This is a genomic window from Nocardioides sp. Root240 (assembly GCF_001428825.1).
GTDB lineage: Bacteria > Actinomycetota > Actinomycetes > Propionibacteriales > Nocardioidaceae > Nocardioides.
Window position 1 is genome coordinate 398,183 of record NZ_LMIT01000011.1, and the last position, 11,968, is coordinate 410,150.

General features: G+C 70.7%; 15 protein-coding genes. 4 read left to right on the plus strand and 11 right to left on the minus strand.

Annotated elements, in window-relative coordinates:
* Positions 1-2: 2 nt before the first annotated feature.
* Complete coding sequence (locus ASE20_RS15935) at positions 3-770, minus strand: MlaE family ABC transporter permease (RefSeq protein WP_056895533.1); 768 nt, start codon at positions 768-770, stop codon at positions 3-5.
* A 167-nt stretch (positions 771-937) separates the two neighbouring features.
* On the opposite strand from ASE20_RS15935, the gene ASE20_RS15940 reads away from it, so the two are divergent.
* The gene (locus tag ASE20_RS15940) at positions 938-1,735 is read left to right on the plus strand and encodes an SDR family NAD(P)-dependent oxidoreductase (RefSeq protein WP_056895534.1); all 798 of its coding nucleotides are present in this window, start codon (positions 938-940) and stop codon (positions 1,733-1,735) included.
* Positions 1,736-1,767: 32 nt separating this feature from the next.
* On the opposite strand, the gene ASE20_RS15945 is transcribed toward ASE20_RS15940, so the two are convergent.
* A complete protein-coding gene (locus ASE20_RS15945; protein ID WP_056895535.1) occupies positions 1,768-2,736 on the minus strand; it encodes a hypothetical protein in 969 nt (322 codons plus the stop codon).
* On the minus strand, positions 2,736-3,623 hold the full coding sequence (locus tag ASE20_RS15950; RefSeq protein ID WP_056895536.1) for an HpcH/HpaI aldolase/citrate lyase family protein: 888 nt from the start codon (positions 3,621-3,623) through the stop codon (positions 2,736-2,738). The genes ASE20_RS15945 and ASE20_RS15950 overlap by 1 nt, the downstream gene beginning before the upstream one ends.
* 60 nt (positions 3,624-3,683) lie before the next feature.
* Here ASE20_RS15950 and ASE20_RS15955 point away from each other — a divergent pair, with 60 nt between their 5' ends.
* Complete coding sequence (locus ASE20_RS15955) at positions 3,684-4,841, plus strand: acyl-CoA dehydrogenase family protein (protein WP_056895537.1); 1,158 nt, start codon at positions 3,684-3,686, stop codon at positions 4,839-4,841.
* A 47-nt stretch (positions 4,842-4,888) separates the two neighbouring features.
* Positions 4,889-5,530 carry a TetR/AcrR family transcriptional regulator gene (locus tag ASE20_RS15960; RefSeq protein WP_056895538.1) on the plus strand — a complete coding sequence of 214 codons (642 nt, stop codon included), beginning with the start codon at positions 4,889-4,891 and terminating at the stop codon, positions 5,528-5,530.
* Here ASE20_RS15960 and ASE20_RS15965 read toward each other — a convergent pair.
* From ASE20_RS15965 to ASE20_RS15995, 8 genes are read right to left on the minus strand one after another with little or no spacing between them, the layout of a single operon-like run.
* Complete coding sequence (locus ASE20_RS15965; protein ID WP_157538478.1) at positions 5,503-6,018, minus strand: hypothetical protein; 516 nt, start codon at positions 6,016-6,018, stop codon at positions 5,503-5,505. The genes ASE20_RS15960 and ASE20_RS15965 overlap by 28 nt on opposite strands.
* Positions 6,019-6,069: 51 nt before the next feature.
* A complete protein-coding gene (locus tag ASE20_RS15970; RefSeq protein ID WP_056895540.1) occupies positions 6,070-6,291 on the minus strand; it encodes a hypothetical protein in 222 nt (73 codons plus the stop codon).
* Positions 6,288-7,388 carry a phosphotransferase gene (locus ASE20_RS15975; protein ID WP_056895541.1) on the minus strand — a complete coding sequence of 367 codons (1,101 nt, stop codon included), beginning with the start codon at positions 7,386-7,388 and terminating at the stop codon, positions 6,288-6,290. Before ASE20_RS15975 ends, ASE20_RS15970 begins: the two co-directional genes overlap by 4 nt.
* Positions 7,389-7,397: 9 nt before the next feature.
* The gene (locus ASE20_RS15980) at positions 7,398-8,486 is read right to left on the minus strand and encodes a TIGR03857 family LLM class F420-dependent oxidoreductase (RefSeq protein WP_200952829.1); all 1,089 of its coding nucleotides are present in this window, start codon (positions 8,484-8,486) and stop codon (positions 7,398-7,400) included.
* A complete protein-coding gene (locus tag ASE20_RS24790; RefSeq protein ID WP_157538479.1) occupies positions 8,483-8,620 on the minus strand; it encodes a hypothetical protein in 138 nt (45 codons plus the stop codon). The genes ASE20_RS15980 and ASE20_RS24790 overlap by 4 nt, the downstream gene beginning before the upstream one ends.
* A gap of 17 nt (positions 8,621-8,637) precedes the next feature.
* Positions 8,638-9,609: an alpha/beta hydrolase gene (locus tag ASE20_RS15985; RefSeq protein ID WP_056895542.1), complete on the minus strand. Its 972-nt coding sequence runs from the start codon at positions 9,607-9,609 to the stop codon at positions 8,638-8,640.
* A gap of 1 nt (position 9,610) precedes the next feature.
* A complete protein-coding gene (locus tag ASE20_RS15990; RefSeq protein WP_056895543.1) occupies positions 9,611-10,258 on the minus strand; it encodes a TetR/AcrR family transcriptional regulator in 648 nt (215 codons plus the stop codon).
* Positions 10,248-11,618, minus strand: coding sequence for a flavin-containing monooxygenase (locus tag ASE20_RS15995; protein WP_056895544.1), 1,371 nt, complete (start codon positions 11,616-11,618; stop codon positions 10,248-10,250). Before ASE20_RS15995 ends, ASE20_RS15990 begins: the two co-directional genes overlap by 11 nt.
* A 188-nt stretch (positions 11,619-11,806) precedes the next feature.
* On the opposite strand from ASE20_RS15995, the gene ASE20_RS25935 reads away from it, so the two are divergent.
* The coding region (locus ASE20_RS25935) for an ATP-binding cassette domain-containing protein (protein ID WP_157538491.1) at positions 11,807-11,968 on the plus strand (162 nt) is incomplete at its 3' end.

Genomic DNA, 11,968 nt, shown 5'->3' on the forward strand with positions numbered 1-11,968 from the left:
CCTTACAAGACCGCGAACTGGATGAGGCTGATGGTCAGACTGACGGGGACCAGCACGGCCACGGTGATGACCACCGCCTGGTTGACGGCGTCGCCGACGCCCTTGGACCCGCCCGCGACGTTGAGGCCGCGGTAGCAGGCGATGATCGCGGCGATCAGGCCGAACACGAACGCCTTGAACATGGAGAACATCAGCTCGGGGATGCCCGTGAAGAGAGGGATGCTCGCGACGTAGGCGCCGGGCGTCACTCCCTGGAGGTAGACCGAGAAGAAGTAGCCGCCGGCCAGGCCGCCGGCACAGATCAGCACGTTGAGGACCAGGGTCACCAGCACGGCCGCCACGATGCGGGGGACGACGAGCCGCTGGATCGGGTCGATGCCGAGCACCTGCATCGCGGCGATCTCCTCGCGGATCGTCCGCGCCGCGAGGTCCGCGCACATGGCGGTCCCGCCGGCCCCGGCCACCACGACGACCGTGACGAACGGGCCGATCTGCTGCACGGAGGCAATGCCGGCGATGCCTCCGGAGAGGTCCAACGCGCCGAGGTCCTTGAGCAGCAGGTTGACCTCGAAGATCACCAGCAGCGTGAAGCCGAGCATGACCAGCAGCGTCGGCACGAGGGAGACCCGCGCGATGAACCACGACTGCTGCACGGCCTCGCGCCACGAGAACCGCTTGGTGAACATGATGACGAGGGCGTCCAACGCCATCGCCAGCACGTCGCCGAGCGCACGCGTCGGCTTTGCCGCAGCCTCGACTGCTGACGCCATGGTTCCCCCTGCCTGGTTCATCGTGGGCGCTTCCGTCGTTCCATCTTTTTTGAATCTAGATTAAGATGAGGACGACTACGGAACCATAAGACGACTTATGATCGTGTGTCAAGCATCACTGCGCGGCCGATCCAGCAGGACGGCCGACGGCCATGGAAGGGGGCCCGATGGACCTGGGACTGAAGGACGCACGCGTGCTGGTGACCGGCGGCGCCTCCAACATCGGACGGGGGATCGTGCACGCCTTCGCCGCCGAGGGCAGCCGGGTCGTGCTCGCCGACGTCGACGAGGAGCAGGCCGAGCGGGTGGCCGTCGAGGCTCTCGAGCGGGGCGCCGCGGCCGTCGAGGTCGTGGCCGGCGACCTGACCACCGAGGGCGAGGCCCAGCGCGCCGCCGACCGCGCGGTCGAGACCTGGGGTGGCGTGGACGTCCTGGTGAACAACGCCGGCTGGAGCGTGCCGGGCTTCATCGCGAAGAACACCGACCGTGCGAACTGGCAGAAGACGGTCGAGATCAACTTCTTCACCGCCATCGCCGCCACCCAGGCGGTGCTCGGTCCGATGCGCGAGCAGGGCCGGGGCTCGATCGTGTTCATCGCCAGTGAGTCCGCCTTCGGGCAGATCCGTCAGGGCGTCTACGGGGCCACCAAGGCCGCCGTCGTCGCCCTCGCCCGCACCACCGCCCGGGAGCACGGGCGCCACGGCATCCGCTCCAACATCGTGTGCCCCGGCCTCGTCGTCCCCGACGGCCCCGAGGCCGTGGGTTCGAAGAGCCTGTGGGCGGTCGGCAAGGACAACGTCTTCAACGACGACCAGGCGCAGTACCTGCTCAAGGACACTCCCCTCGGCCGCCTCACCTCCGCCGAGGACGTCGCGGGCGCCGTGCTCTTCCTCGCCTCGGAGCGGATGTCGCGCCAGGTCACGGGACAGCTCTTCAGCGTCAGCGGCGGCTACACGATGCCCTGAGCGGCAACCGTCCCGGCCGCCTCAGCCGGCGCTCACGCGAGCACGGAGAAGCGCCAGTCCAGGACCGGCCTCTCGCCGTCGGCCGTGACCTCGGCCCGCAGGTCGAGCACCTGCCAGTCACCGGCCGGCCTCGTCCGCTCGACCGTGAAGCGGCTGGTGAGGGTGTCGCCCTCGTGCACGGGGCCGATGTGGTCGCAGGACTCCCAGGCGAGCACCGTGGCCAGGTCCGGCAGCGCCCGCAGCAGCTGCGAGGTCGCGACCGCGATGGTGTGGCCGCCGTAGACCAGCCGCCGGCCGCCGCCGGCGAACCGGTCGTGGTGCACCGCCGCGACGTTGAGGGTGAGCCGGGCCAGCTCGGGAGCGCTCGAGACGACGTCGCCGGTGGCGACCTCGAGCACCTCCCCCGCCTCCGGTACGACGCCGCGGACGCCCCCGCCGACGTAGGCCGAGCGGTCCCACTCCGGCACCAGCGCGAGCGGGTCGACCGGCGCGAGGTCGCGCCCGATCGCGTCCAGGTCGTCGGCGTGCCCGGTCGGCGCGGCGCCCTCGCTCAGTGGCAACATCGCGCAGCGGAAGAAGTCGACGACCGGGCGGGCCTCCTGGTCGACCGTCCGCATGTGCAGGGCGGCCAGGCCGGTGGGCGCACGACCCTCCCGGCGGGCGTTCTCGCGCAGGCCGACCACCGTCGTGGTGGTGCGCAGCGTGTCACCGATCAGCGGCTGGCGCAGGAGCGCGAAGCGCCGGTAGAAGAGGTTGGCCCGCACCCGCTGCGTGACCAGGGTCGTCTGGCCGACGGCGACATTGGTGACGAAGGAAGGACTCGCGACCGGCGCACGGGCGACCGAGCGGGCGAGGTGCTCGTCGAGGCAGAGCCGCCAGCGGTCGCCGACGATCGCCTGGTGCTGGGCAGCCCGGCCCTCGGAGAGGGTGACGCCGGGCGCGGCGTCGAAGACCTGGCCGACGGCGAGCTCGTCGAAGAACGGTCCCCCGACGCTCGTCATCACAGACCCGCCTTCGCCAGCACGCGGCGGGCGTCCTTGGCCATCGCCTCGTCGACGAGGGCACCGTCGACGACGGCAGCCCCCCGACCGTCGCCGGCCGCGGAGGCGAGGGTCGCGAGCACTCGCCGGGCGTGGTCGACGCGCCCCGGGGACGGAGTGAACCGCTCGTTGACAGCACCGACCTGTCGCGGGTGGATCGTCCACTTGGCGTCGAACCCGAGCCCCGCGGCCGCGTCGACCGCGGCCCGGAACACGTCGTCGGCGGAGACGCCGAGGAAGGGACCGTCGACGGCGGCGATGCCGGCGGCCCGGGAGTTCATCACCACCGCATCCTGCACCCCGCGCCAGCTGGCCAGGTCCACGTCACGCTCCCGGCCGAGCGAGGCGGCCAGGTCGGCATAGCCGACGATGACCGAGGTGAGCCGCCGGACGTCGCGCACGACGTCCGGCAGACCGAGCAGGCCCGTCGCCGTCTCGACCAGCGCCTGCACGCCGAGCGGCGTGGACCGGCCCGCCTCGGCCTCCAGCCCGTCGAGCAGCCGCTCCGCGAACCCCACGTCCGCGCGCGACTCGACCTTCGGCAGGACGACCGAGGAGACACCTGCGAGCCGTACGACGACCTCGAGGTCGCGGTGGCACCACGGGCTGCCCGGGGCGTTGACCCGGACCGCGAGCGCCACCCCCTCCGGAACGGCAGCCGCGTCCCAGTCGAACGCGGCCAGCTGGGCGCGGGCGCGGTCCTTGTCGTCGTGCGCGACGGCGTCCTCGAGGTCGATCACGACCTCGTCGGCACCGGAGGCGAGCGCCTTGGCGAGCTTGCGGTCGTCCCCCGCCGGGACGCAGAGGGCGGAACGGCGGGTGACCTGCGCGACGTTGACCACGGACATTCTTTTAATCTACATTAAACTCCGGACCTGGAGCAATCGACCCTGGAGGACGAGCAGATCATGGCGGCACTGTCGGCAGAAGAGCGTGAGGTCGTCGCACTCGTGCGCGAGTGGGTCGATCGCGAGGTCCGCGGGAACGTCCAGGAGCTCGAGCACGCGAACGAGTACCCCGAGAAGTGGATCGAGCAGATGAAGGAGCTCGGCATCTACGGGCTCGCCATCCCCGAGCCGTACGGCGAGGTCGCGGTCTCCATGCCCTGCTACGTCGAGGTGACCACGGAGCTGGCCCGGGGCTGGATGAGCCTCGCCGGCGCGATGGGCGGCCACACCGTGGTCGCCAAGCTGATCCTCCAGTTCGGCACCGAGGAGCAGAAGCAGGCCTACCTGCCGCGGATGGCCACCGGCGAGCTGCGCGCGACGATGGCGCTCACCGAGCCCGGTGGCGGCTCCGACCTCCAGGCGATGAAGACCGTGGCCCGCAAGCAGGGCGACGAGTACGTCGTCAACGGCTCCAAGACCTGGATCAGCAACGCCCGCCGCTCGGGCCTGATCGCCCTGCTCTGCAAGACCGACCCCGACGCGCGACCGCGCCACCAGGGCATCTCGATCCTGCTCGTCGAGCACGGACCGGGCCTGACCGTCTCCCGCGACCTGCCGAAGCTCGGCTACAAGGGCGTCGAGTCCTGCGAGCTCGCCTTCGACGACTTCCGCACCCCCACCTCGTCCCTCCTCGGCGAGGCCGAGGGCGAGGGCTTCGCCCAGATGATGCGCGGCCTCGAGACCGGACGCCTGCAGGTCGCCTCCCGCGCCCTCGGCGTCGGCCAGGCGGCCTTCGACGACGCCCTGGCCTACGCCCAGGTCCGCGAGTCGATGGGCAAGCCGATCTGGCAGCACCAGTCGATCGGCAACTACCTGGCCGAGATGGCGACCAAGCTGACCGCCGCCCGCCAGCTGACCCTCTTCGCCGCCGAGAAGTACGACGCCGGCGAGCGCTGCGACATGGAGGCCGGCATGGCGAAGCTCTACGCCTCCGAGGTGGGCATGGAGATCGCGCTGAACGCGGTGCGGATCCACGGCGGCTACGGCTACTCGACCGAGTACGACGTCGAGCGCTACTTCCGCGACGCCCCCCTGATGATCGTCGGGGAGGGCACCAACGAGATCCAGCGCAACGTCATCGCGGCCCAGCTGGTCAAGCGTGGTGGCCTGGGACGCTGAGCGCGCCCGGGTCACGTGAACATGTGAAGCCCGATTAGAATCCGGGCATGGCGAAGAAGTCCGGGAGCCCGACGGTGGCGTCGAACGCGGAGGGCAAGACCCTCGACAAGAAGTCGGCCCGCACGCGGGTGCGCATCCTCGACGCCGCCGCGCAGGTGCTCAGCGCCAAGGGCTACGCCGGCATGCGCCTGAGCGACGTGGCCGAGGTGGCCGAGCTCCAGGCACCGGCGATCTACTACTACTTCCCCTCGCGCGACGACCTCATCGAGGAGGTCATGTGGGTCGGACTGGCCGACATGCGCGAGTTCCTCACCAAGGCCCTCGGCGACGTGCCTGCCGATGCCACCGCGCTGGACCGGATCCTGGTCGCGGTCGAGACCCACCTGCGGCACGAGCTCGAGATCTCCGACTACACCACCGCCGCGATCCGCAACGCGGGGCAGCTGCCCGACCACATCCGCGAGCGCCACGACGCCGAGGAGCGGAAGTACGGCGCCGTGTGGCGCGAGCTCTTCAAGCGGGCAGCCGATGCCGGCGAGCTGCGCGAGGACCTCGATCCGTACCTCGCCCAGATGCTCGTGATGGGCACGATCAACTGGGCCGCCGAGTGGTGGCAGCCCAGCCGCGCGACCATCGACCGCGTCGTGGCCAACGCACAGTCCTACGTGCGGTCCGCGCTGACGCCCTGATCCGTTCGTGGCACGAGGCGGATCATCACGATGCTCAGCGCGACGATCCAGAAGCCCCAGGTCGGGACGGCCAGGTACCACGTCGTGATCCCGCGCGGCCCGAACGCGCCGTCCTTGAAGAAGATGATCAGGCCCTGGAAGGGCTCCGCTGCCGCGCACCACAGCGAGTACCAGCCCATCCACCGGGGGATGAACCCCGGTCCGTCCGCCTGCAGGATCAGCACCCCGATGATGACCATGGAGGCGGTCAGCGGCGGCCAGATCAGCATCGACCCGATCCAGGCGACGTCACTGAAGCCTTGGGTGATCTCGGGGTCCACGTCGCCGGCACGGTAGGCCGCCATCGCGAAGAAGGTCAGGTCGAAGCTGAGCAGGATGGGCGTCGACCCGAGGCTCATCATGGCGACCACGACCGCCGGCCTCGAGAGCTCCGGGCGACGCCAGAGCAGGACCCCGAGCTGGATCGACCAGGCGATGAGGAAGGCCATCGAGACCGAGCAGAAGGTGACCAGCAGCAGGACCCGCGTGCGGTTCTCGACCTAGAACCTGCCCGTCTCGGCCGCGGAGGCGCTGAAGCTCGGGGGCTGGGGTCCGAGCACCTCGAGTCCCAGCAGGCACAGGACCGCGAACACCAGTCCGCTCCACGCGAACGTCCTCTCCCAGCGCAGGCCCGCCCTCACGCCGTCCCTGCTCGCTCCCCCGTCGTCGACCGAGCGCGGCGTCACCGCGACCGCACCGGGTTCACCGGCCCCGCGGCTCACGACTGCATCCCGCGCAGGGCGCCGACGGTGTCGAGGTCGCGAACGTGACCGGCGGCGCGGGTGGCCATCGCTCCGAACATCGCGTCGCCCCGCTCGGTCGGCTGGACCCCCATCGACACCGGGAGGGTGAGCACGAGCGCGTAGAGCGCCTGGGACCGGTAGTCGAGCCAGCACTCGTCGAGCGAGTAGTCGCCCACGGCGTCATGGCTGGTGAGCCGCTGGTGGTAGTCCGCCACCAGACTCTTCTCGTTCTCCCTGCGGTCCGTCGGGGCGAGCGAGGTGCCGATCAGGTAGGAGACGTCGGTGGTTCCCGGGCCACTGGCCGCGCTCTGCCAGTCGACGATCACCGCGTCGCTGGTCCCCCGGCGAGCGTCGAAGAGGACGTTGTCGAGGCGGAGGTCGCCGTGCCACACGGTCCGCGGACGCTCGAGGGTCGACAGCCAGATGGGTGCCACCCCGCCCAGCTCGCGGATCACGTCGTGGAGGTCCGCGTCGACGTAGCGCCCGAAGCGGTCCAGCCACGCTTCGGTGATGGCCGGGATCTGCCCGGCCAGTGCACCCCACACGTGCTGGACCGGGAGCCAGCCGGCGTCCGCCCGGCCCCAGAAGCGCCCGTGCAGGTCGGCGGTGTGGCGGAGGACCGCTGCGACCTCGTCGACCGAGCCGCCCTCCCTTTGGTCGACCGACCGCGCGGGGGCCAGGTCCTCGAGCAGCAGCACGAAGTCCGTGCCGGAGCCCGCGACCTCGCCGAAGTGGCACCGGGGTACGGCGGCGCCAATCTGCGGAGCGAGCTCGCGGTAGAACGCCACCTCCCGCCCGTAGGCGTTGGTGCCCGCTGCCATGGCCAGGCTCGCCTCGTCGGTGCTGGGCACCTTGGCGACCACCGTCCGGGGCGCGCCAGCCGGAGCCGAGGCGTAGTCCAGGGTCAACCGCACGCTCGTCGCCATCTGCCCGGTGCCGACGGGCTCGGCACTCACGGAGGCGACCTCGATGCCCGCGGCGCCCTCGATGTGCGGTGAGATGCGCAGCATCGACTGCACCCGCTCGGGCGTGAGCTGCTCCTCCGGCCGGAGGGTGGTGGTGATGGTCTCGGACATGGTCTCTCCTCAGGAACGGGTCGCGCGGTAGGCGGGAAGGATGGGTGCGAGCTCGGCGGGCGAGGCGCCGTGCAGGATGACGCCGTCGGCACCGATGTCGAGCTGTTCGCGGATGGTCCGGGCACACTGCTCGGGCGTGCCGGTGGCGGCTGGTGCGGTCCACTCGGCCGGCAGGAGCGTCGCGATGTGCTCGATCTTGTCCAAGGTCGTCAGCGGGCTGTCGATCACCTTCATCGATCCGCCCACGTAGAACGACTGCACGACGGGGTCCTCCCGGAAGCGTCGCAGCGCTGCCGGGTCCCAGTCGTTGGTGCGGACCATCAGGTCGCCGTAGCCCTGCAGGTAGGTCGCGAGCCGGCCGACGGTCTTGCGGAGCCGCTGCTCCTCGCCGAGGTGCTCGCCGACGGTCGCGAGGCAGGCCCACACCTTCACCTGGTCCGGGTCGCGACCGGCCTGCTCGGCGGCCTCCTTGACCGTCGCCACCGAGCGCTTCAAGGTCTCGTCGGTGAAGAACGTGTGGAGAACGACCTGGTCGAACGCACGCCCGCCGAGCGCCAGTGACTGCGGCCCGAAGGCGACCAAGCCGAGCGGCACGTCCTCGTCGAAGGTCGGCGACAGGCGGAGCGCGGGATAGGAGCCGATCGCGCCGTCGTGGCCGACGATCGTCTCCCCGCGAAAGAGGCGGCGCGCGAGGCCGGCGAACTCCTCCAGCTGCGCCGTCGTGATCGCCGGGATCCCGAACGCCTTCTGCATCGGCACCACGCCGCGCCCGAGACCGAGGGTGAAGCGCCCGCCGGTGAGGCGATGCATCGTGGTGGCGAAGGCGGCCGTCACGACGGGGTGACGCAGGTTGTGGTTGGTGGCGGCGGTCGCGATCCGGATGCGCGTGGACGCGGCGCCGACCGCGCCGGAGATGGTGGCGGCCTCCTTGGTGTTCAACCGCTCGGAGATGAAACAGTGCCCGAGGCCGAGCTCCTCGGCGAGGCGCACCTCGTCGATGAGGTCGCGGGGACTCTCGGCCTCGCCGGCGAGGGTGTAGAAGCCGAGCTCGGTCATCTCCTCCACCCGGGTCGGCTCCGCGGCGTGCTGGTCGTTCATCCGAGCGCTCCTCCGGGCAGGCTCGCGCCCGGCGGCACGAAGATCGGGGTGGGCTCGCCTGACGACCAGCCGCCGTCGACGGGGATCTCGGCGCCGGTGATGTGGCGAGCATCTCCGCCCACTGCGAACGGCATCGCGGGCCTCACGGCCCTCATCGCGTCGCTCCCGCTGCGCGCCGGGTGCGCTTCGGCCGGGGACCAGCCTCCACGGCTGGAGCCACCCGCAGCACCCTGCGCAGGAAGCGGACCTGGTCGTCGCACACCTTCTCGTGCCACGGCTCACCGGTGTAGACGTCGAAGTGGTCGCAGGGGTAGTGGTGCACCGTCGCCCGCGCCCGCTCGGCCGCGATGGCGGCGGGGCGCGGCGGGGCGGAGCCGTCGAGGTCGGCGATCTGGACCAGGGCACGGCAGACCACCTCACCGGCGGCACGCACCGGCCGGTAGGACGCGATGGTCAGGAAGACCCGGGCGGCGAACTCGTTGCGCCAGGTCGGGCCGGCGACGCGCCGCATGCCCTCCTCGGCGCCCGGACTCGTCAGCGCCGCGACCGATCCGGGAGGGCCGACGACCGGGACGGTGACCGCCGGCCGGCCACGGCGTGCTGCGACGGCGTCGCGGAGCGCCAGCCCGCCCATCCGTGCCAGGAAGCCGAGCCCCCGTGACCGCGCCATGTCGAGCGCGACCGCCCGGCCGTCGGGCGCTGGCGTGAGCGCGACCATCGCCGCGAGGCGCGCGTCGTCCGCGGCGACCTGGAACACGTGACCACCCGAGAACGACACCCCCCAGGCCACGATGCGTTCCGGGTCGACGCCGTCGGTACGGCGCGCGGCCGCGATCACCGCGTGGTAGTCGGCGATCTGGCGCGCCGGGTCCACCAGCTGGCGCGGCTCGCCGCTCGACGCGGCGAAGTGGCGGTAGTCGAAGGTGATGACGTCGATGCCCGCGACGTTCATCGCCGCGACGAAGCCGTCGAGGCCGCTGTCCTGGGTGGCGCCGATGCCGTGCGCCATGACGACGCACGGCCTGCCCTGTGTGGCGGCGAGCTCGTCGGAGGGGGAGCGGTGGTGGCGGGCGTGCACCCGGTCGCCGTCGACGGCGACCAGGAGGTCGTGAGGCGTGGCCATGTCAGTCGTTCTCCAGTGCGGTGTCGTAGATGGACCTGGTCCAGACGTGGACGAGGATCCGGTGCAGCTCGACGGCGGCCGCCTCGTCCTCGTGGTTGCGCAGGTGGCGCTCGAGCATCCGCTCGTTGGCCGCGATGAGGACGCGAGCGAGCTGTTCGGCGTCCGGACCGGGCGGGGCCAGGCCCTCGGCGCGCTCGGTCTCGATGAACTCGGCGAGGAAGCCGACGTACCGCTCGATCCAGCGGTCCCATGCCGCGAAGGCGCCTGCGTCGCTCGCACGCGCCTCGAAGGCCGCCGCCATCAGGTCACGGTGGTCGCGCCACAGGTGGACCGTCTGGCCGAGGGCGGCCGCGACGTTCTCCAGACGGTTGCCCTCCTGCTGCAGGACCGCGCCGACCTCGACGCTCTGGGCGAGGAACAGGTCCTCGAGCATCGCGAACACCGCGTCCTGCTTGTTCGCGAAGTAGAAGTAGAAGACCGAGCGGTTCACCCCGGCAGCACGGGCGACGTCGGCGATGCTGATCGCCGACAACGGCGCGCTCGCCAGGAGTGCCTCGAGCGCAGCGAGGAGCTCGTCACGGCGTCGGTCGCCGCGCTCCTGGGGACGTGCCGGGTTGCGCCGCGGGATCGGCACCACCTCACCCGGCACGGACGGGCTCCGACGCTCGTCCCGCCAGGTCGATGCCGCCCGACCGCGCAGCGCGGCGGCGACCGGACGGCAGCTCCCGCCTGCGAATGTCGCGGTCGTAGTCGAAGTAGTCGAGCTGCTGGGTGTGGCGGGCGCTGGAGTTGAAGTGGCCGGTGTACTTCGCCTCGTCGGCGGCGATGACGCGCTCCATCTCCTCCTTCGACGGCGGACGGTAGGTGCCCGCGAGGTAGGCGGCAACGACCCGCGCCTGGCACTCCACGAACGGGAAGAGCGTCGGCAGCGCCTGCCCGAACCCCACGAAGAGCAGGTCGTCGATCGCGGGCTCGAGGATGCGCTTGTAGAGGTGCAGCACGTTGTCCGGCGCGGAGAGGAAGTCCGGGTCGAAGAACGGGAAGGTGATGTTGTAGCCCGTCGCGTAGATGATCACGTCCGCCTCGACCGAGCTGCCGTCGACGAAGTGGACCGTGCGCCCGTCGAGGCGCTCGATGTTGGGCTTGGGCTTCAGGTCGCCGGCGCCGAGGCGGAAGAGCAGGTCGTTGGACTGCGTGGGGTGAGCCTCGAGGAAGTGGTGGTTGGGCTGCGGGAGCCCGTACTTCACCGGGTCCCCGAACAACAGCTTCGGCAACGGCCGGAGGGCGCGCCGCTGCCACGACAGCGGGATGACCGGCAGCGTCACCGCGATCTTGTCGGCCGGCATCCCGAAGATGTACTTCGGCACGATCCAGGCACCCGAGCGCGTGGAGATGTGGACCTCGTTCTGCCACGCCTTCTGCGACAGTTCTGAGCAGATGTCGGCCGCGGAGTTCCCGATGCCGACCACCACGATCCGCTTGCCGCGCAGGTCGAGCGGCTCGGTCGGGTCGATGTAGGCGTGCGCGTGGATCGACTCGCCGGTGAACTCCCCGGGGAAGTCGGGCAGTCGGGGGTCCCAGTGGTGACCGTTGGCGACGACGAGAGCGTCGTACTCCCTCAGCTCGCCGTCCTGGGTGCGCAGCGTCCAGCCGCCTCCGTCCTTGCGTTCGGCGTGCTCGACGCCGTTGCGGAACCGGATGTGCTCGAGCAGCCCGAACTCGTCGGCGTAGGCGTCGAGGTACTCCTTGATCTCGGTGTGGTGCGGGTAGGTCGAGATGTGGGCCGGCATCGGGAAGTCCTTGAAGGACAGCCGCTCCTTGGACGTGTCGATGTGCAGCGAGCGGTAGGCGCTGCTGTGCCCGTTCGGGTTGCCGAACGCCCAGTTGCCGCCGATGCGGTCGGAGGTCTCGAAGCAGTCGTACCCGATGCCGGCGTCCTTGAGGTTCTTGCCGGTCGTGAGACCGCTGATGCCGGCGCCGATCACGGCGACGCGGGGTGATGCGCTCATGCCTGCTTGCTCCTGATGGGTCGGGGTCCCTGTGGCGGGCATCACTTAATCTAGATTCGATTCTGACACCCGTCAACATTTTTGGCGCGGCGATCCACCTTGGTCCATGACGATCTGGCGGATAGCGTTCCTTGAACACGGATTCGAAAATGGCGGGCAGCAGGCCCGGGAGGAACGAGGTGCGCGCCATGGGCGTCGACGTAGCAGTCACGAACCTGACGAAGCAGTTCGGCAAGCAGCTGATCTGGAAGGGCGTGTCGCTCACGCTGCCCGCGGGAGAGATCTCCGTCATGCTGGGCCCCTCGGGCACCGGCAAGTCGGTGTTCCTCAAGGCGCTGATCGGTCTGATC